The sequence below is a fragment of the Pseudomonas sp. BF-RE-25 genome (assembly GCF_019956105.1).
Classification (GTDB): Bacteria; Pseudomonadota; Gammaproteobacteria; order Pseudomonadales; family Pseudomonadaceae; genus Aquipseudomonas; species Aquipseudomonas migulae.
Genome location: NZ_JAHBDB010000018.1, coordinates 18592 through 36708, shown reverse-complemented (window position 1 = coordinate 36708; position 18117 = coordinate 18592). Strand labels below are relative to the sequence as shown.

The following is an 18117-nucleotide window of genomic DNA, read 5'->3' as shown; positions in this document are numbered from 1 at the left end:
CGCTGGCAATCGAGCGTCGACCGGCCGCTCCTACAAGGTTAACTGTCATCTTTCAGAAACCTTACTGACTTAATCTCCCGACACTTTCTTTGTTCTTTAAAGGTGCCGGCATGACGCTGCGCGTTTTCTTCCTGTTAATGCTGTGCGCCGGGCTGCCCATCACCGCGTCGGCCGCTGACTTGCCGACGCCCAAACAAGGACCGTTGCTGCGCATCCAGGGTTCCAACACCATCGGCGCGGCATTGGGCCCGGCGCTGGTCGAGGGCTTGATGCGCGAGCAAGGCTTGCTCAAGGTCCACAGCGAAACCCCGGACAAAGCCAACGAATTGCGCGTGGTCGGCGAAACCGCTCAGGGCCGCCGGGTTATGGTGGACATCGCGGCCCACGGTTCCAGCACCGGTTTCACCGCCCTGAAAAACGCTACGGCGGACCTCGCCGCCTCTTCGCGTCCGATCAAGGACAGTGAACTGCTGGCCCTGCAATCCCTCGGCGACCTGAAGAGTCCCGGCGCCGAGCAGGTGATCGCCATCGACGGCCTGGCAATCATCCTTCATCCGCAAAACCCGCTGAATCAACTCAACACCGAACAACTTGCACAAATCTTCAGCGGCGAAGTGAAAACCTGGGAAGAACTCGGCGGCAGCGGCGGAGCCATTCACCTGTATGCGCGGGATGACCAATCGGGCACGTACGACACGTTTAAGGAAGTGGTGCTCAGTCGTCGTGGGAAAACGCTGAACAGCGCAGCGAAACGTTTCGAATCCAGCGAGCAATTGTCCGACGCGGTCAGCCTCGATCCGCAAGGCATCGGTTTTATCGGCCTGCCCTACGTGCGTCAGGCCAAAGCCGTGGCGATCGTCGATGGCCAATCTCAGGCTATGCCGCCGCTTAACAGCCTGATTGCCACGGAAGACTATCCGTTGTCGCGACGGTTGTTCTTTTACCTGCCGCCCAACGCCAAAAACCCCTGGGCCGAAGCGTTGGTCGCGTTTGCGCAAAGCAGCAGCGGCCAGGCCATCGTCGCGGCCAACGGGTTTATTGCCCAGACCGTCCAGGCGATGGCCGTTACGCCCAATGCATTGATGCCCGAGGGTTATCAGGCGCTCAGCCGCCACGCCCAGCGCTTGACTGTGAATTTCCGTTTCGAGGAAGGCAGCGCAACGCTGGACAACAAGGCCCGACAGGACCTGACGCGGGTGCTTGATTACCTTCAGCAGAACCAGAAAACCAACCGGCAGGTGACGTTGGTGGGGTTTGGCGATGCCAAGAGCGATCCGGCGCGGGCTGACCTGCTGTCGAAATTGCGGGCCATGGCGGTGCGGCGGGAGTTGGTGAAAAGCGGCGTGGTGTTTCGCGAGATTCGCGGTTTTGGCGCCGAGATGCCGGTGGCGGCCAATAGCGCGGATGAGGGGCGGATCAAGAATCGGCGGGTTGAGGTTTGGGTGTATTGATTGGGTTTTGTGTGTATATCCGTTGCTGCGGTAACGGCTTCTATTGGTTTCGCCCTTACGGCGAGTCACTTGGAGAAGCGCCAAGTAACCAAGCGCTCTTGCCCCTTTCGTTCGGTGGCTCGCAAAAGCTCGCCATGCCCTCGCTCCGGTCCTGCTCCGTGGGCCCGGAGCGAGGGGGCGCTCAGATCAAAAGCTGAAGGCGAGCTAACGCTCGGCCTGATGAGTGGTGAGAAGCAAAAGCAAACGCGATTCCCTGTAGGAGCGAGGCTTGCCCGCGAAAAGCGTCGGGGCAACGCGTTCATTCAGACAGCCCGCGTTATCGTTGACGTTCATCGCCAGCAAGCTGGCTCCTACAACGGAAATGCATATGCATTTGGATAAATACGATCAACTGTAGGAGCCGGCTTGCCGGCGAAAAGCATCTGGGCAACGCGTTCGTTCAGACAGCCCGCGTTATCGTTGACGTCCATCGCCAGCAAGCTGGCTCCTACAAGGGAAATGCAGATGTGTTTGGAGAAATACGATCCCCTGTAGGAGCCGGCTTGCTGGCGATGGCGCCCTTCCAGTCAGTAAATGCGTCGACTGCCCCACCGCTATCGCCAGCAAGCCGGCTCCTACAGGGGAGCGGTGTACATGTCGGGAATGAGTGAACGCATCAGAGAAGGACAACGCGTACACAAAATGAGCCAGGTCGGCTTTCAGGCCGCCTCGGCGGCTGTGGCGGTGGTCGCCCCCTCGAGAGGCCGAGTGGAGGTTCTGCGTAGTGGGCAACCCGGCCATGGATGGCCGATGGCGGCGGGCCCACGGAGCAGGACCGGAGCGAGGGCATGCCGAGCCTTAGCGAGGCACCGAACGAAAGGGGCAAGAGCGCTTTGGTTACTTTCGCGCTTTTCGAAAGTGACTCGCCGTAAGGGCGAAACCAATAGCCGCCGTTACCGCAGAAACGGATATGTACACCATCGAAAAACCAGGCGCCTGACACACAGCCATCGCGAGCAGGCTCACTCCCACAGGGGTTCCGGGTCCTTCCGCTCAATCAGCCCAGCAGTTTCTCCAATTGCGCAACGGTATCCACCGCACCCAACGTTTTCGCAGCATCCAACGCCGAAACCCCATTGGCATCCTTGGCCTTCGGATCCGCCCCTTTGCTGATCAGGTAATCAACGATTTCCACGCGATTGAACATCGCCGCCATCATCAACGCCGTACGACCGTCAAACGATGCACCTTCCACCAGCGCACCGCCCTCGACCAACGCCTTGACCGCCGCCAGGTCCCCTTTGAACGCCGCGCCGGCAATCGGGCTCTGGCCATTGTCGTTGCGGATTTCCGGATCGGCCTTGTGCTCAAGCAGCACTTTCACTGTGTCCACATGGCCGTGGTAAGCGGCCAGCATCAGCAACGTGTCACCCTTGTGGTTGCGCAGGTTCGGCGGCAGGCCTTTGGTCAGCAGCGCAGCCATCATCGCCGCATCGCCCTCGCGCGCCTTGTTGAAAACCTGTTCGGCAAATTCGGCGGCTTCTTCGGGGGTCATCTGGCGGCTTTGATCGGACATTGGAAACTCCACTTACAGTTATTCGCAAAGCCCACAGTTTCCCGAGCGCCCCCGACACTGTCACTTGTTTTTTCTCAAGGCACGCCATAGCCACAATCAATAGCGGTACTTGCCGCCGTGAATATCCACCAGCAATTGTTCGTCGACCTGCACGTAAGTGTCAGTACCCGGCAGCCAGGCATAGATCGGATCGTCGCCGGTTTTGCCAGGGTCGAAGGCTTCGTCCTTGAGCCGGGTCTTCTGGTATTTGAAGGTGCCGGTGGTCTCCATCTTCACTTTCACCCGCAGGAACAGCGGCACCGCATACGCCGGCATTTGCTCACGGGCGAAGGCCAGCAGCTCGCTGAAATCCAGGGTCGCCAGGGACTCGGCGGGCGTGATCGCCGCCATCCCGGCGCGCCCGTTGGTGTTGCGGACCTCCACGCCATAAGCCACGGCTTCGGAAATGTTCGGGTGTTGCAGCAGGATGTTTTCGACCTCGGTGGTCGAGACGTTTTCACCCTTCCAGCGATAAGTGTCCCCTAGGCGATCGACGAACTGCGCGTGACCAAAACCGATGTTGCGCAGCAGGTCACCGGTATTGAAGTAACGGTCACCCTTCTCGAACACGTCGTGCAGCACGACTTTTTCAGTCTTCTGCGGATCGGTGTAGCCATCCAGCGGCGCCTTGTCGTCGATCTTCGCCAGCAACAGCCCCTGCTCGCCCTTGGCCACCTTGCGCATGAAGCCGTTGGCGTCCCGCGTCGGCGCGCCGCTGTCATGGTCGTAGGCCGCAAGCTCCCAGGACATCAGGGAAAACCCGACGGTGTTGTCGAAGTTGAGGATGTTGGTGAAACCGATATTGCCGTCGCTGGCCGCGTACAACTCGCAGATGTGGTTCACGCCAAAGCGCGTCTTGAATTCGTGCCATGCGCCGGGGCGCAGGCCGTTGCCGATCATTTTCGTCACGCCGTGCTTGTTGTCCTCGGTGCTGGGCGGTTGATCCACGAGGTAGCGGCACAATTCGCCGACGTAACCGAGGGTGGTCGCACGGTAATTGCGCACGTCGCTCCAGAACTGGCTGGCGCTGAACTTGCGGCGGATGGCAAACCCCGAGGCGCCGCTGATGGCCGAGCCCCAGCACACGCACAGCCCGGTGGCGTGATACAGCGGCAAGGTGCAATAGACGATGTCCTCGGGGCGCATGTCCAGCGCGATCAAGCCAAAACTGGCCGAGCTGCGCATCCAGCGGCCATGCTTGAACACCCCGGCCTTGGGCAGCCCGGTGGTGCCCGAGGTGTAGATGTAGAAACACGGGTCGTCGAAAAAAACCTGCTGACTGCTGGCAGGGTTGTCGCTGGGGCTGTCGGCAATCGCGGTCATCAGGTTGATGAAACCGTCGGGCGCAACGCCCGGTTGGCGATAGGTGTCCTGGTCGGCGACGAACCAGGTGCGCGCCGCGTCGATCGAGACCCGTTCGCGCACTGCCGCAAACGCCGGCACCAGCTCCTCACCGACAATGATCGCTGCCGGCGCCACCAGGTTCAGGCTGTGGGCCAGGGTATCGCGGGTTTGAGACGTGTTGAGCAAGGCACTGATCGCCCCGACTTTGGCCACCGCCAATATGTTCACCAACAGCTCCGGGCGGTTTTCGATGAACACTGCGACCACGTCGCCCTTGCCGATGCCTTGGGCAATCAAGTGATGGGCGATGCGATTGGCCCATTGATTGACTTGCGAGTACGTGAGCACCACCGCGCCCTGGAGCAAGGCGGGGCCGGCGGGATTGCGCAACGTCGCTTGTTCGAAGCTCCAGCCCAGGCCACACGGTTGGGTCGGGTCCTTGACGTTGGCGGCCTTCATGCCTTTCACCACCCGGGGGATGGCTTTGGCAATGGACGGCAGCTTGCGGAGCATCATGCCCCAGGTAATCGTGTCGTTCGTCGTGCGGCTCATGGGTGCTCCCGTTCGATCTTTTTATTGTCGGGCGACGGTGATTGAGCCCGAAAATACGTCAACGGTTCTTGAGCTGTACACGCGGTTTTTGAAATGTTTTGTATCCGCGAAAAACGCGAACCCGGAGGATGTGAATGGTTCCATCGAACCGACATCGACCTCGCAAAATGCAGGATGCACGATGGCCATTCATGCAGATTGCACGAAAGCAAAAATCCGGATGAAAACTAAACTATTGATTTATAACGATTTTTAAAAAATCAGGTGCTGGCACAATCACTGCAACTACCTCTGCATGCTTGCCATTCAAGCGCTTACGGAGCTGATAGACATGAACCTGATCCAGGAAAAATTTTCGTCCCTGTTCTCCAACTTCGAAGTCACCACCCAGCCACGTCCCGACGGTGGCATTCTGCTGACCTTGCGCAGCAGTGAAGGCAGAGTCTTCAAGCGCTCGGTTTCCTACCAGCAGTTGCATGCCGGTGATCAGCTGTCGTGGGTGATCAGTGCGATCCGCCGTGACCTGGCCGAACAGGCCAGCGAATTGCCGCAGATCTCCATGCTGCAAAGCCAACAGCGCTTTGCGCTGCCGACGTATCACTCGGCATAAACCGTTTCAACGCTGCAAACCAGCCCTTGTAGGAGCGAAGCTTGCTCGCGAAGGCGGCGTATCAGTCAACATTAATATCGCCTGATACGCCGCCTTCGCGAGCAAGCTTCGCTCCTACAGGTTAGCGTCGTGAATTAGTACGCGGAAGGGTTGATCCGGGCAAAGCTGTCCACGGTCACATGCCCTGCCAACTCCCCGCCTTCTCGCGCCAGTCCGCAGGTTGCCATACCCGCCGTGCGCGCCGCGTCCAGCTCTTCGACGATGTCCGACAGGAACAGTATCTGCGCTGCTTCAAGGCCGATGGCCTGGGTGATGCGCTGGTACGACTGCGCTTCACGCTTGGGCCCCGATGTGGTGTCGAAATAGCCGCTGAACAACGGCGACAAATCCCCCGCCTCGGAGCAGCCGAAGATCAGTTTTTGCGCCTGTATCGAACCCGAGGAATAAACAAACAGTTTGAAACCCTGCTGATGCCAGCGCTTGAGCGCTTCAACGGCGTCCGGGTACACGTGACCTTTCAACTGCCCGGCCTGATAGCCCTGCTCCCAGACCATGCCTTGCAACGCCTTGAGCGGCGTGGCTTTGCGGTCTTCGGCGATCCAGCCCAGGAGAATCTCGATGACACGTTCGACATCGGCGTCCGGCTCATGGCTATCCCGGCGCACGGTGTGCAGTTGCTCCGCCACATCGGCGCGCGCGGCGTGCTGGCGAACGAAGTCCGGCAGGTGTTTGGCGGCGTAGGGAAACAGCACCTCGAACACAAAACTCACCGCGCTGGTGGTGCCTTCGATGTCGGTGAGAATCGCTTTGATCGGCATCGACTCAGTCCTCAAGACGCGGGAAGCGGCTGGCGATGTCTTCGCCGGTGAAATTGGCCACCCAGCCTTCCGGGTTGTTGAACAGCCGGATCGCGACGAAATGCGGATGCTCGCCCATGTCGAACCAGTGTGGCGTGCCGGCCGGTACCGAGATCAGGTCGTTTTTCTCGCAGAGCACGGCGTAGACATAATCGTCGATGTGCAGGGTAAACAAGCCACGGCCGGCGACGAAAAATCGTACTTCGTCTTCGCCATGGCGGTGCTCGTCGAGGAACTTGGCGCGCAATTCGGCTTTTTGCGGATGATCGCTGTTCAGGCTGACCACATCGACGGTGATGTAACCGCGTTCGGTCATCAGCTTGTCGATTTGCTCCTGGTACGCGGCAATCACTTCTTCCTGACTGGCGCCGGGCTGGATTTTCGCCGCCGCTTGCCAGCGGTCGAAGCGCACACCTTGCTCGGCCAGGGTCGAGGCGATGTCTTCGAAATGGGTCAGCACCTTGTTCGGAATGTCAGGGCTTGAGACGTGGTAGACGGACAGGCTACTCATCAGGGCAACTCCTTAACGGTTTAGGATCGAGCGCGTCTTCAACTCGCACTCGAACAAAAATTCAAAGGCTTCGATCTGCCGCAACGCATCACTCATGCGGGCGCCCCAGGTGTAGAGGCCGTGACCGCGAATCAGATAGCCGACGCAATCGGGATGGGCTTCCAGCCAAGGCTGCACCTTGGCGGCCAAGCGCGCAATGTCCTGATCGTTGTCGAAAATCGGCACCCGCACCCGGGATTCGTGGGTCGAGATGCCGCTGAACGCCTTTTGCAGTTCGTAGTCTTCGAACTCGATGAAATCTTCCGGCGTCAGGCGCGACAGCACCGTGGCGTTCACCGAATGGGTGTGCAGCACCGCGCCGATCTCCGCACGCCAGCTATAGAGCTGGGTGTGCAACAAGGTTTCGGCGGACGGTTTTTTGCCCGGTTCCAGACTGTTGCCCGACAGATCAGTGGCCAGCACATCGTCGATGCCCAACTGGCCCTTGTGCTTGCCGGACACGGTCAGCAAGGCTTCGCTCGGCGACAGCCGGGTCGAATAGTTGCTGCTGGTGGCCGGCGACCAGCCGCGGCCATACAAAAAACGCCCGGCGTCGATGATTTCCTGGGCGAGGTGTTCACGGGTCAGGCTCATGGCCGGTCCTCTTGCATACGTGTGGCAATGATAACGGCAGCCGCGAAGGCTGCCAGACTGGCAATACTAAAGGTGAACGAGGCCCCGAGGGCATTCCAGCTGTAGCCGGAGTACAACGCGCCCAATGCGCCGCCGGTGCCGGCCAGTGCCGCGTACAACGCCTGGCCCTGCCCTTGCTGGCGCGCACCGAAGCTACGTTGCACGAACTGGATGGCAGCGGCGTGAAAGCTGCCGAACGTCGCCGCGTGCAATACCTGGGCAAACAGCAGCACCGATAAAAATTCAGCGAGCGACCCGAGCAGCAACCAACGCAGCGCCGCCAGCAGAAAACTCGCCAGCAGCACCCGGCGCACGGAGAAGCGCGCAAGGATCTTGCTCATGGCCAGAAACATCAACACTTCGGCCACCACGCCAACGGCCCAGAGCAGGCCGATCAAGCCACGGCTGTAACCCAATCGCTCAAGGTGCAACGTCAGAAAGGTGTAATACGGGCCGTGGCTCATCTGCATCAGCGCCACGCACGCATAAAATGCCAGCACACCGGGGCTGCGCAACTGCTTGAGAAACCCGTCAGCCGCCAGTTTTTCACTCTGGACCGGTTGTGCGTTCGGCACCCACAGGCTGCTGACGACGATCCCGGCCATGATCAGCACCAACGCCACCGGGTAGATGTCGAGGCTGAGCCATTCGAACAAGCGACCGAGCGCGACCACGGTGATGATGAAACCGATGGAACCCCACAAGCGGATCTGGCTGTAACGGGACGTCTGCCCTTTCAGATGCGCCAGGGTGATGACTTCGAACTGCGGTAACACCGCGTGCCAAAAGAACGCATGCAACGCCATGACCATCGCCAGCCAGGCGTAGGTTTTGCTGACGAAAATCAGCGAGAACGTCAGCAGCGTGCAGACCGCGCCGAAGCGCACGATGGCCAGACGCTGGCCGGTGTAGTCCCCGAGCCAACCCCAGATGTTCGGCGCAACACAGCGCATCAGCATCGGGATCGCCACCAGCTCGCCGATGCGCGCGGCAGAAAAACCCAAGTGATCGAAGTACAACGCCAGGAACGGCGCTGTCGAACCGAGCAAGGCGAAATAGAACAGATAGAAACTGGAGAGCCGCCAGTACGGGAGCGCCGCCACGACCGTCAGGCCGCAGCGGCTATCAGGTCAGCCATCAAAGCTGACCCAGCACCGGCGTGCTCACGCGCACATCGGCATTTTGCCCGCGGTGACGCAACAGGTGATCCATCAGCACGATGGCCATCATCGCTTCGGCAATCGGCGTGGCGCGGATGCCGACGCACGGGTCGTGACGGCCCTTGGTGATAACCTCCACCGGATTGCCATTGATGTCGATGGAACGGCCCGGCGTGGTGATGCTCGACGTCGGCTTCAACGCCAAATGCGCAACGATTGGCTGGCCGGAGGAAATGCCGCCGAGGATGCCGCCAGCGTTGTTGCTGAGGAATCCTTCCGGGGTCATTTCATCGCGATGCTCAGTGCCGCGCTGGGAAACACTGGCGAAACCGGCGCCGATTTCCACGCCTTTGACCGCGTTGATGCTCATCAGCGCGTGGGCCAGTTCGGCGTCGAGACGGTCGAAGATCGGTTCGCCGAGGCCTGGCATCACGCCTTCGGCAACGACGGTGATCTTCGCGCCAACCGAATCCTGGTCGCGGCGCAACTGGTCCATATAGGCTTCCAGTTCTGGCACCTTGTCCGGATCAGGGCTGAAAAAGGCGTTCTCCTCCACCGAATCCCAGGTCTTGAACGGGATTTCGATCGGGCCGAGCTGGCTCATGTAACCGCGAATGACGATGCCCTGGGTGGCCAGGTATTTCTTGGCAATCGCGCCAGCCGCCACACGCATGGCGGTTTCCCGCGCCGAGCTGCGGCCGCCACCGCGGTAATCGCGTTCGCCGTACTTGTGGTGATAGGTGTAGTCGGCGTGGGCCGGGCGGAACAGGTCCTTGATCGCCGAGTAGTCCTTGGACTTCTGGTCGGTGTTGCGGATCAACAGGCCGATAGAGCAGCCCGTGGTGCGACCTTCGAAAATGCCGGAGAGGATTTCGACTTCGTCGGCTTCCTGGCGTTGGGTGGTGTGGCGGCTGGTGCCGGGTTTGCGGCGATCGAGGTCGCGCTGCAAATCTTCCAGGGAAATTTCCAGCCCCGGCGGGCAGCCGTCGACAATGGCGACCAACGCCGGACCATGGCTTTCGCCCGCGGTGGTGACAGTGAACAGCTTGCCGTAGGTATTGCCGGACATGCAGGACGCTCCGTGAAATGAACCTGAATACGTAATGCGCGCCAGTATACGCAGGCTACCCAACTAGTTCATCCTCGAACCTTATGGGTGCCTGCGAGTCCAACCGGCATCTTGTTCATGATGGCGTGATGATGCTGCGAGTTTTAGCCTTGAGCCTTACCTTGTTTACCGGCTTTGTACAGGCCACCGTCCTGCAACGGCCGATCACATTGGATACCGGCACCGGGGAGCTTTTCGGCTCGTTGTTGCTGCCAAAATCCGACAAACCCGTACCGGTTGTCCTGATCATTTCCGGCTCTGGTCCTACGGACCGTGACGGCAATAACCCCGACGGCGGACGCAACGACAGCCTCAAGCGCCTCGCCTGGGTGCTGGCCAAACACAACATTGCCAGCGTGCGTTACGACAAACGCGGCGTGGCGGCGAGCCTCGCGGCGACCCCGGACGAACGCAATCTGACGGTGGAAGCCTATGTGGCCGACGCCGAGGCCTGGGGCCACAAGCTCAAAAGCGATCCGCGCTTTGGCCAGTTGATTCTGCTGGGCCACAGCGAAGGCGCATTGATCGCCAGCCTCGCGGCGCCGAGCGTCGATGCCGCCGGGGTGATTTCCCTGTCCGGCAGCGCACGGCCGATCGATCAGGTGCTGCGTCAGCAACTGAGCAATCGCTTGCCTCCTCCGCTGATGCTGCGCAGCAATGAACTGCTCGACAGCCTCAAGGCCGGTCGCACCGATGACAACGTACCGCCGCAACTTCAGGTGATATTCCGCCCGAGCGTGCAGCCGTATCTGATCTCACTGTTCCGCCAGGACCCCGCCGCCGCATTCGCCAAATTGAAAATGCCGGCGCTGATCATTCAAGGCAGCAACGACATCCAGGTCGGTGTCGGCGACGCCAGGTTGTTGCAGGCCGCCAAACCGGACGCCGAACTGGCGTTGATCGAGGGCATGAACCACGTCATGCGCATCGTGCCCAACGACGTCAAACGGCAATTGGCCTCTTACAAAGATCCGCAATTGCCGCTGGCAGCCGAGCTGGGCGCGCGAATCCTCGGGTTTATTGACGGACTTCGCTCCAGTTGAGCGCTTTTTTAAGCGCTTTTTCCCTCCAGTCCTGAAAAAAACGGCCGATAAGCCTTTGTCGCCAGCGTTATGACTGGCGACAAGCTGAGCTTGGACAGGATCTCGCCGTTATGACTGATACCCCGACTTCACCCGACACTACCGCTGAAAAAGACGCACCGCCAGCGGTCGAGCTGCCGTGGGCGGACGTCCACGTCGAGCACCACAAGATGCTCCGCCTGGCGCCGTTGCAGACCGACCGCAACACCGGCGGGCGGCCACTGCGCTTTGTCGAATTCGGTTATGCCGAACGCAACGACAAGAAACACAGTCTGTTGCGCATGACCATTTCCCTGCCCGGCCAGCGCGTGCGCAAGGAACAGAACCACCTCGACGTGTGGGTCGACCACACCACAAAACGTGTGCATTTCGGACCGGAAAGCGGTTTGCAGATCGAACCGATGAACCGTGGCATCGGCCGCTACATGGCAGCCCAAGGCATTACCTGGGCGAAAAAGCGCTGGCCCGGCTACACCGTCGACGGCACCGACCTGAACAACAAGGACGCGTTGAACGAAGACACGCGCCTGCGCCGTGATCGCTTTCTGAAGGCGCATGGTTTTGAGGTGGCGTATGCCGACGCCCAGCATTTGAAGGGCAGCGTCAAAGAGGTGCAGGTCGGCGACCTGTTGGCCGACTGGAACACCGAGAAGCTGCAGCAGGTGGAAATTCTCGAAGCGGCGCAGATGCTGCAGCAGGCCGAGCAGAACCTGGCCGAGCAGGAAGTGAAGCTGAAGAAACACGAAGAAAAGGTCAGCAAGTACAAACGCGAAGACGCGGGGCTGCGGTTCACCATTACGTGCCTGGTGGCGTTTGCGGTGTTTCAGGCGGGGTTGTTGATCTGGATTGCGACACACCGTTGAAGGCTGCCCACTCCCTGTAGGAGTGAGCCTGCTCGCGATGGACTTAAGGGCGACGCGTGTTTCCAGCAAACACGCGTCATCGTTAACGACCATCGCGAGCAGGCTCGCTCCTACAGGGGATAGCGTCCTCAGGTCAGACGCGTGAAGCGAACAACGCCTGATGCTCCCGGCACTGCTGCGCCGTCAACATGAACACGCCATGCCCGCCGCGCTCGAAATCGAGCCAAGCGAAGTCGACTTCCGGGTACAACGCGTCAACGTGAACCTGGCTGTTGCCCACTTCGACAATCAGCAAACCCTTCTCGGTCAGATGATCCGCCGCTTCGGCGAGCATCCGTCGTACCAGGTTCAAGCCATCGTCGCCACAGGCCAGGCCCAGCTCGGGTTCATGCTGATATTCCTGCGGCATGTCGGCGAAATCTTCCGCATCGACGTAAGGCGGGTTCGACACGATCAGGTCGAAACGCTGACCCGGCAAGCCATCGAAACCATCGCCCTGCACGGTGTAAACCCGCTCATCGACACCATGGCGCTCGATGTTCTGGTTGGCCACTTCCAGCGCTTCGAACGAAAGATCCGCCAGCACGACTTCGGCGTTCTGAAATTCATAGGCGCAGGCAATACCGATGCAACCGGAACCGGTGCACAGGTCAAGAATCCGCGCAGGCGCGGCGCCCAGCCACGGTGCGAAACCCTTTTCAATCAGCTCACCGATCGGCGAACGCGGAATCAATACACGCTCATCGACGATGAACGACATGCCGCAGAACCACGCCTCACCCAACAGATAAGCGGTGGGAATGCGTTCTTCGATGCGCCGCTTGAGCAAACGCTGCAGCTTGACCAGCTCATCGTCTTCCAGATTGCAGTCGAGGTAGCTGTCAGCAATTTCCCACGGCAAGTGCAAGGCACCCAACACCAGTTGACGGGCTTCGTCCCAGGCGTTGTCGGTCCCATGGCCGAAAAACAGATCCTCCCCATGGAAGCGGCTGACGGCCCAACGGATATGGTCACGCAGGGTACGAAGTCGGGAAGTGATCACGGGGTAAACTCCAGAAAAAACGACTGGCGATTCTAACAGCCAAAACGCGTTACGACGACGCAGGAAAAACACCGGCTCAGATGTAGGACATATCCATTTTTATCGCTGGCTATTGAACAAAACGAGGATATTGACAAGGCTGCAGGCCAGTAACGACGGCGCCTACGATGGTAGCGATTCACAGAAGCGCTCAGCCAGAGGACAATGTCGCAAAAGCCCCACTCCAAGGAGCCCCAGAATGTCCGTTCCAAAAACGATGTTTCAACTCAGCGGTCGCGGTTATGCCGCCGCCAATCTGAGCCATGCGACCCTTGTCATCATCGATGCCCAGAAAGAATATCTCAGCGGCCCCCTGGCCCTGGTCGGCATGGATGCTGCCGTCGCGAACATCAAGCAGCTGGTGAGCGCTGCCCGCGCAGCCGGCCGTCCTATCGTGCATGTGCGCCACCTCGGCACCGTCGGCGGGCTGTTCGATCCGCAAGGCGAGCGCGGTGAATTCATCCCGGGCCTCGAACCACAGAGCGACGAAACCATCATCGGCAAGTTGCTGCCGAGTGCGTTTCACGGCACCGAACTGCTGGACCGCCTGCAAAATCTCGGCTCCCTGGACCTGATCGTATGCGGTTTCATGAGTCACTCCAGCGTCAGCACCACCGTGCGCGCCGCGAAAAACCTGGGCTTTCGCTGCACCCTCGTTGAAGACGCCTGTGCAACGCGCGACTTGCCCTACAAGGGTGGCGTGTTGAGCGCCGACCACGTTCAACAGACCGAAATGGCGATCATGGCGGACAACTTCGCCACCCTCGCCCTGACCCACGATCTGATCTGATCGACGCTTGATGAGCGGTTCATGTCGCCGCTCATCCGCAAAAGCCTCTCGTTCGCTGTAAATGTCATAGCCTCAGGAACATCCCGGTCAACTCCCGGTCGAAGGGCCGATACCCATTGAGGAAGGTCGGAATGAAGTTATCCGATGGTTTTGACGCACGCCGCTTGCGGCCCAAAGGCCAAAGCAACTGGCGTTTTCGATTCGGCGCAGCCTTTGCTGCCTTGCTGGCAACGTGCGGTGTGTTGCTGGCGATGGCCGGCGCCGCCAGCCTGCTGGGCCACCCGCCGGCACTCGGCGAGCTGAATGCCAGCCCGCTGGGCTCGGCAATCATTCTGGCGGTCGGTCTGTTCCTGCTCTACCTGGGCGTTTGGCTGTGGCGGCGTTGCCGTCGCCGCGCGCGCCAGTCGCAAGAGCTGAACATGTCCCCGCATCTGATGAAAAAACACGACTGAATTGACGGCCTGACGTTTACCGGGCCCCAATTGTTATCGGTCGTGTCTCGACTTGGGTAAACTGGCCGCCCTTCGCGGAGGCTGATATGCAAGACAACGATTTTTCCCTGTTCAAAAGCGCGATCCAAGGCGTCAAGCCGATCAAGCACGATCGCGCCGAAACCGGCAAACCCAAGGCTGACCGCGCGCAGATCGCCAAGCTGCGTCAAGCCGCTACCGTGCGCACCGATGCCACCACCGTTGACGGCCTGTCCGATCAGTTCGTGATCGACGTCGGCCCGGAAGACGAGCTGATGTGGGCGCGCGACGGCGTGCAGGAAAGCCAGATGCGCAAGCTCAAGATCGGGCAAATTCCCTTCGAAGGCAGCCTCGACCTGCACGGCATGAGTGTGGAAAAGGCCCGGGAAACGCTCTGGGCGTTCCTGGCGGAAGCAACCAAATTCGAAATCCGCTGCGTGCGCGTCACCCACGGCAAAGCCGTGCGCCTGGACGGCAAGCGGCCGATGATCAAAAGCCACGTCAACACCTGGCTGCGCCAGCATTCACAGGTACTTGGCTTCACGTCGTGCCAGGCGAAACATGGTGGTGCCGGCGCGGTTTATGTGATGCTCAAACGCACCATGATGGAAGGTCGCGACGAGTAAAGCTGTTGCGCCGCGCTTGCAGCGTCGTATCCGCCACACCGATCTGGCTACTGACTGACCACTCAGCGCAGGCATACCGACTTGCAATGATATGGGAGCTCCCGTAATACTTCGCAGATGGAATTTAAAGAAAGACTCAAAACAGCCCGCCAACACGCCAAGCTCAATCAGACCGAGCTTGCCGAGCGCGCGGGGCTGACTCAAACCTCAATCTCCGACCTCGAGCGCGGGAAATCGAAAGCGACAGCCTTTGTTGCCCAGATCGCTTCAGTGTGTGGCGTTTCACCGATGTGGCTGGCTGAAGGTGTCGGCGACATGCTTAAAGGAGTCTCCCCCCCTCCAGACATTTCAATGTCAGACATCCAGCCTTGGGACGACAGCACCCCCCTGGATGACGATGAGGTTTATGTCCCCTTCCTGCGTGAAGTTGAGCTGGCGGCGGGTTCAGGCCGATTCGTGATCGCAGAAAACGACAGCGCCAGGCTGCGTTTCTTCAAGAAAGACCTGCGTCACAATAACGTGCAGTTCAACAACGCCAGGTGCGTGCGGGTGAGCGGGAACAGCATGTTCCCGGTACTGCGCGACGGCGCCACCGTTGGCATGAACATTGGCAAGAATTCGCTGGGCGACATCGTCGACGGCGACATGTACGCGATCAACCACAACGGCCAGCTCCGCGTGAAACAAGTCTACCGACTGCCCAGCGGGATCCGGCTACGCAGCTTCAACCGTGACGAGCATCCGGACGAGGACTACACCTTCGCCGAGATCCAGGAGCAGCAGATTGCGATCCTGGGTCATGTCTTTTGGTGGGCAATGTATTCGCGGTGAACCGAGTTGCGGTGATTCGTGAACGTCCAGTGCCATAACGTGCAATACAGCAAATCGACGCACATCCAAGAGGAGCCCGCCAAGCGCGGGCTTTTTTACATCTGGAATACAGGCACAGAATAAAATATGGGAATACCCGTTTACACAAAATATAGGAACGCCTATATTCATATTCAAGCCAACGGGAAATCGATCGGAAGCTGCCAACTATCACTTCTGCCCATTCATTGAGTGGGCAGTGGGATGTAGGCCTGCATCAAACGCAAGGCTCACCAGAGCAAAAAGCGACATCAATGGACTGAGGTAAAAACCATGACTGTAGACATCAGCAACTTCACCATCGCTACCCCGCTTCCAATCTCCGACACCAACCCGATTGCGCTTGAGCTCATCGGCTGGCGCGCACTGCTCGAATGCCCCGACGTCATCTCAATGCTTGAAGATGGTTCGCTGCAGATGACGGCGCCGACGCTTGGGGCGTCCAGCAAGAGCACGCTACGAACTCGCTGTGAGTGGAAGGAGCCAGGTTACTGGCTGTTCTCCAGCGCAGCGGACCACTGGAACCGCCAGGAAATGCGACTGACCAAAGTCAACTCGCTGCAGAAAGTCGTGATTGGCCAAATTCATGTGAAGGGTTCAGAACGACCTCCGGTGAAGGTGTTCTGGAACAAAGGAAAAATCACCATGGGGTTCCGGTCAAGCTACCTCCAGGACGATCCGGTCAACTCGACGGTGTTGGAAAACGTACCGCTCGGTGCACTTTTCAAAATCAACATTCACGCCAACTCGAGCGGCGCCGTTTCTGTATCGGCCAGCTGTAACGGCGTCAAATCCACTTCCGCGATCATGCGCCTCGACAACACTTGGGACACGAAAACGCTTGCCTTTCACGGCGGCGTGTACAACCAGATCGATTACTCCGACACCACCGACCCGCTAGACGGTTCTGTCTGCATCATCAGCGATCTGTCGATCACTCACGCCTGATAGACCTGCTCGGCCTGATGAGCAAAACAGGTTTCAGGGGAACATCACTGCTGCAGCCTGGCGACAGGCTGTAGCGGGATGCGGATAAAATCCGGCAGGCCTGGCGACCGACAAACACTTGCAGGCCGCAACGACCGATTTTGGGCTTCGCGCCCGCTGGCAATACAACTGCCGTCACACATACGCTACCATGTGCCTCATGTCGGGGATGAACCCTGCGTTTTATTGCCACTCGGCTCGGTCGTAGCGTTCAGATGTTGCTATCGACCACGCCCGACGAATCAACTCCGGCATCGACCAGAGTGAACGGGCCGTTTGAAACGAGCTCGATTGGTACAACATTGGTACAGACAGAAACAGTACCCCTCTGAAACCCTTATGGAATCAGCCCCTGTGACACTGGAACAGAATTACACCGCGATTCTCGGCCAATTGGGCGAGGACGTCTCCCGCGAGGGCCTGCTCGACACGCCAAAACGTGCCGCCAAAGCCATGCAGTACCTCTGCCGCGGTTATGAACAGACACTGGAAGAAGTCACCAACGGTGCCTTGTTCAGCTCCGACAACAGCGAAATGGTGCTGGTGAAAGACATCGAGCTCTACTCGTTGTGCGAACACCACCTCCTGCCGTTCATCGGCAAAGCCCACGTCGCCTATATTCCGAGCGGCAAAGTGCTGGGCCTGTCGAAAGTCGCGCGGATCGTCGATATGTACGCCCGCCGCCTGCAGATCCAGGAAAACCTCAGCCGCCAGATCGCCGATGCGGTCCAGCAAGTCACCGGCGCCCTGGGCGTTGCGGTGGTGATCGAGGCCAAGCACATGTGCATGATGATGCGCGGTGTGGAAAAGCAGAATTCGACGATGATCACCTCGGTGATGCTCGGTGAGTTCCGCGAAAACGCGGCGACCCGCAGCGAGTTTCTCAGCCTGATCAAGTAATTCGCAGCAACGAAGAAAACCGGCATTCATCGCCGGTTTTTTTTCGTCTGCGAAAAATCAGGTAAGCTGCGCGCCTTCTTTCGCCCCGTGAGGCTTGTACCGTGTTCGTTAAAGCGCTTCGTGTCGGCCTCGGCCAACTGATCATCTTCATCGACTTCATCACCCGTCCCGGCAAGAAGCAGCGCCCTGCCGCCGCCCAGGCTCAGGTTGAAGCGGCTGCCAAGGACCTGACGCTGTATCAGTTCCACGCCTGCCCGTTCTGCGTGAAAACCCGCCGCACCCTGCGCCGCCTGAATGTGCCGGTGGCGTTGCGTGATGCGAAGAACAACGAGCAGGATCGTCAGGTTCTGCTGGAGCAAGGCGGCAAAATCAAAGTGCCGTGCCTGCGCATTGAAGAGAATGGCCAGACCACCTGGATGTATGAGTCCAAGGTGATCATTGATTATCTGGACAAGCGATTCGCGGCGGCGTGAGGTTTGTGGTGTGGCTGACGGCCTCTTCGCGGGCAAGCCTCGCTCCTACAGGTTATGCATCTTCTGTAGGAGCGAGGCTTGCCCGCGAAGGCGTCGGATCAACCACCACAAATCTC

General features: G+C 59.4%; 19 protein-coding genes. 11 read left to right on the top strand and 8 right to left on the bottom strand.

Annotated elements, in window-relative coordinates; translation table 11 throughout:
• Nucleotides 1–110: 110 nt before the first annotated feature.
• Nucleotides 111–1451 carry a substrate-binding domain-containing protein gene (locus KGB24_RS10085; RefSeq protein WP_223415095.1) on the top strand — a complete coding sequence of 447 codons (1341 nt, stop codon included), beginning with the start codon at nt 111–113 and terminating at the stop codon, nt 1449–1451.
• Nucleotides 1452–2487: 1036 nt separating this feature from the next.
• Here KGB24_RS10085 and KGB24_RS10080 read toward each other — a convergent pair.
• Nucleotides 2488–3006 carry an ankyrin repeat domain-containing protein gene (locus KGB24_RS10080; protein ID WP_223415094.1) on the bottom strand — a complete coding sequence of 173 codons (519 nt, stop codon included), beginning with the start codon at nt 3004–3006 and terminating at the stop codon, nt 2488–2490.
• Nucleotides 3007–3102: 96 nt separating this feature from the next.
• Nucleotides 3103–4941, bottom strand: a complete 1839-nt coding sequence (locus tag KGB24_RS10075; protein ID WP_223415093.1) for a long-chain-acyl-CoA synthetase — start codon at nt 4939–4941, stop codon at nt 3103–3105.
• A gap of 331 nt (nt 4942–5272) precedes the next feature.
• On the opposite strand from KGB24_RS10075, the gene KGB24_RS10070 reads away from it, so the two are divergent.
• A complete protein-coding gene (locus KGB24_RS10070; protein WP_008031503.1) occupies nt 5273–5551 on the top strand; it encodes a DUF3509 domain-containing protein in 279 nt (92 codons plus the stop codon).
• Nucleotides 5552–5685: 134 nt separating this feature from the next.
• Here KGB24_RS10070 and mtnC read toward each other — a convergent pair whose 3' ends face one another.
• Genes mtnC through aroC form a run of 5 tightly spaced genes read right to left on the bottom strand, consistent with a single transcriptional unit; the run spans nt 5686 to nt 9820 of the window.
• The gene (gene mtnC, locus KGB24_RS10065) at nt 5686–6369 is read right to left on the bottom strand and encodes an acireductone synthase (RefSeq protein ID WP_223414377.1); all 684 of its coding nucleotides are present in this window, start codon (nt 6367–6369) and stop codon (nt 5686–5688) included.
• A 4-nt stretch (nt 6370–6373) separates the two neighbouring features.
• Nucleotides 6374–6919: a 1,2-dihydroxy-3-keto-5-methylthiopentene dioxygenase gene (locus KGB24_RS10060; protein ID WP_008031498.1), complete on the bottom strand. Its 546-nt coding sequence runs from the start codon at nt 6917–6919 to the stop codon at nt 6374–6376.
• A gap of 12 nt (nt 6920–6931) precedes the next feature.
• Nucleotides 6932–7552 (bottom strand): methylthioribulose 1-phosphate dehydratase, encoded by a 621-nt coding sequence (locus KGB24_RS10055; protein ID WP_008031496.1) that lies wholly within the window; start codon nt 7550–7552, stop codon nt 6932–6934.
• The gene (locus KGB24_RS10050) at nt 7549–8694 is read right to left on the bottom strand and encodes an MFS transporter (protein ID WP_032832748.1); all 1146 of its coding nucleotides are present in this window, start codon (nt 8692–8694) and stop codon (nt 7549–7551) included. Before KGB24_RS10050 ends, KGB24_RS10055 begins: the two co-directional genes overlap by 4 nt.
• Before the next feature lie 34 nt (nt 8695–8728).
• Complete coding sequence (gene aroC / locus KGB24_RS10045; RefSeq protein WP_008031492.1) at nt 8729–9820, bottom strand: chorismate synthase; 1092 nt, start codon at nt 9818–9820, stop codon at nt 8729–8731.
• Between the two features lie 83 nt (nt 9821–9903).
• On the opposite strand from aroC, the gene KGB24_RS10040 reads away from it, so the two are divergent.
• Both KGB24_RS10040 and KGB24_RS10035 read left to right on the top strand, forming a co-directional pair.
• Nucleotides 9904–10902 carry an alpha/beta hydrolase gene (locus KGB24_RS10040; RefSeq protein WP_008031490.1) on the top strand — a complete coding sequence of 333 codons (999 nt, stop codon included), beginning with the start codon at nt 9904–9906 and terminating at the stop codon, nt 10900–10902.
• Nucleotides 10903–11012: 110 nt separating this feature from the next.
• Nucleotides 11013–11804: a hypothetical protein gene (locus KGB24_RS10035; protein ID WP_192419063.1), complete on the top strand. Its 792-nt coding sequence runs from the start codon at nt 11013–11015 to the stop codon at nt 11802–11804.
• 133 nt (nt 11805–11937) lie between these two features.
• Here the strand turns inward: KGB24_RS10035 and prmB are convergent, their stop codons facing one another.
• Entirely contained in the window at nt 11938–12846 is a 909-nt protein-coding gene (prmB, locus tag KGB24_RS10030; protein WP_192227315.1) for a 50S ribosomal protein L3 N(5)-glutamine methyltransferase, read from the bottom strand.
• A gap of 238 nt (nt 12847–13084) precedes the next feature.
• Between prmB and KGB24_RS10025 the strand changes: the two genes are divergently transcribed.
• The 7 genes from KGB24_RS10025 (at nt 13085) to KGB24_RS09990 (ending at nt 18001) form a co-directional block, all read left to right on the top strand.
• Nucleotides 13085–13675, top strand: coding sequence for a cysteine hydrolase family protein (locus KGB24_RS10025; RefSeq protein WP_008031485.1), 591 nt, complete (start codon nt 13085–13087; stop codon nt 13673–13675).
• Nucleotides 13676–13806: 131 nt separating this feature from the next.
• Entirely contained in the window at nt 13807–14127 is a 321-nt protein-coding gene (locus KGB24_RS10020; protein ID WP_008031483.1) for a hypothetical protein, read from the top strand.
• An 86-nt stretch (nt 14128–14213) separates the two neighbouring features.
• Nucleotides 14214–14771, top strand: a complete 558-nt coding sequence (locus KGB24_RS10015; protein ID WP_008031481.1) for a Smr/MutS family protein — start codon at nt 14214–14216, stop codon at nt 14769–14771.
• A 117-nt stretch (nt 14772–14888) separates the two neighbouring features.
• Nucleotides 14889–15602 carry an XRE family transcriptional regulator gene (locus tag KGB24_RS10010; protein ID WP_008031477.1) on the top strand — a complete coding sequence of 238 codons (714 nt, stop codon included), beginning with the start codon at nt 14889–14891 and terminating at the stop codon, nt 15600–15602.
• Nucleotides 15603–15914: 312 nt separating this feature from the next.
• A complete protein-coding gene (locus KGB24_RS10005) occupies nt 15915–16589 on the top strand; it encodes a polysaccharide lyase family 7 protein (RefSeq protein WP_008042798.1) in 675 nt (224 codons plus the stop codon).
• A gap of 393 nt (nt 16590–16982) precedes the next feature.
• Nucleotides 16983–17528, top strand: coding sequence for a GTP cyclohydrolase I FolE (gene folE / locus KGB24_RS09995; RefSeq protein ID WP_032832746.1), 546 nt, complete (start codon nt 16983–16985; stop codon nt 17526–17528).
• Between the two features lie 101 nt (nt 17529–17629).
• Nucleotides 17630–18001, top strand: coding sequence for a glutathione S-transferase N-terminal domain-containing protein (locus tag KGB24_RS09990; RefSeq protein ID WP_008042800.1), 372 nt, complete (start codon nt 17630–17632; stop codon nt 17999–18001).
• The last annotated feature ends 116 nt before the right edge of the window (nt 18002–18117 follow it).

What these genes read in the sequence shown, in the direction of transcription:
- KGB24_RS10085 (WP_223415095.1), top strand. Translation starts at nt 111, where the DNA reads ATGACGCTGCGCGTTTTCTTCCTGTTAATGCTGTGCGCCGGGCTGCCC.
- KGB24_RS10080 (WP_223415094.1), bottom strand. Translation starts at nt 3,006, where the DNA reads ATGTCCGATCAAAGCCGCCAGATGACCCCCGAAGAAGCCGCCGAATTT.
- KGB24_RS10075 (WP_223415093.1), bottom strand. Translation starts at nt 4,941, where the DNA reads ATGAGCCGCACGACGAACGACACGATTACCTGGGGCATGATGCTCCGC.
- KGB24_RS10070 (WP_008031503.1), top strand. Translation starts at nt 5,273, where the DNA reads ATGAACCTGATCCAGGAAAAATTTTCGTCCCTGTTCTCCAACTTCGAA.
- mtnC (WP_223414377.1), bottom strand. Translation starts at nt 6,369, where the DNA reads ATGCCGATCAAAGCGATTCTCACCGACATCGAAGGCACCACCAGCGCG.
- KGB24_RS10060 (WP_008031498.1), bottom strand. Translation starts at nt 6,919, where the DNA reads ATGAGTAGCCTGTCCGTCTACCACGTCTCAAGCCCTGACATTCCGAAC.
- KGB24_RS10055 (WP_008031496.1), bottom strand. Translation starts at nt 7,552, where the DNA reads ATGAGCCTGACCCGTGAACACCTCGCCCAGGAAATCATCGACGCCGGG.
- aroC (WP_008031492.1), bottom strand. Translation starts at nt 9,820, where the DNA reads ATGTCCGGCAATACCTACGGCAAGCTGTTCACTGTCACCACCGCGGGC.
- KGB24_RS10040 (WP_008031490.1), top strand. Translation starts at nt 9,904, where the DNA reads ATGGGTGCCTGCGAGTCCAACCGGCATCTTGTTCATGATGGCGTGATG.
- KGB24_RS10035 (WP_192419063.1), top strand. Translation starts at nt 11,013, where the DNA reads ATGACTGATACCCCGACTTCACCCGACACTACCGCTGAAAAAGACGCA.
- KGB24_RS10025 (WP_008031485.1), top strand. Translation starts at nt 13,085, where the DNA reads ATGTCCGTTCCAAAAACGATGTTTCAACTCAGCGGTCGCGGTTATGCC.
- KGB24_RS10020 (WP_008031483.1), top strand. Translation starts at nt 13,807, where the DNA reads ATGAAGTTATCCGATGGTTTTGACGCACGCCGCTTGCGGCCCAAAGGC.
- KGB24_RS10015 (WP_008031481.1), top strand. Translation starts at nt 14,214, where the DNA reads ATGCAAGACAACGATTTTTCCCTGTTCAAAAGCGCGATCCAAGGCGTC.
- KGB24_RS10010 (WP_008031477.1), top strand. Translation starts at nt 14,889, where the DNA reads ATGGAATTTAAAGAAAGACTCAAAACAGCCCGCCAACACGCCAAGCTC.
- KGB24_RS10005 (WP_008042798.1), top strand. Translation starts at nt 15,915, where the DNA reads ATGACTGTAGACATCAGCAACTTCACCATCGCTACCCCGCTTCCAATC.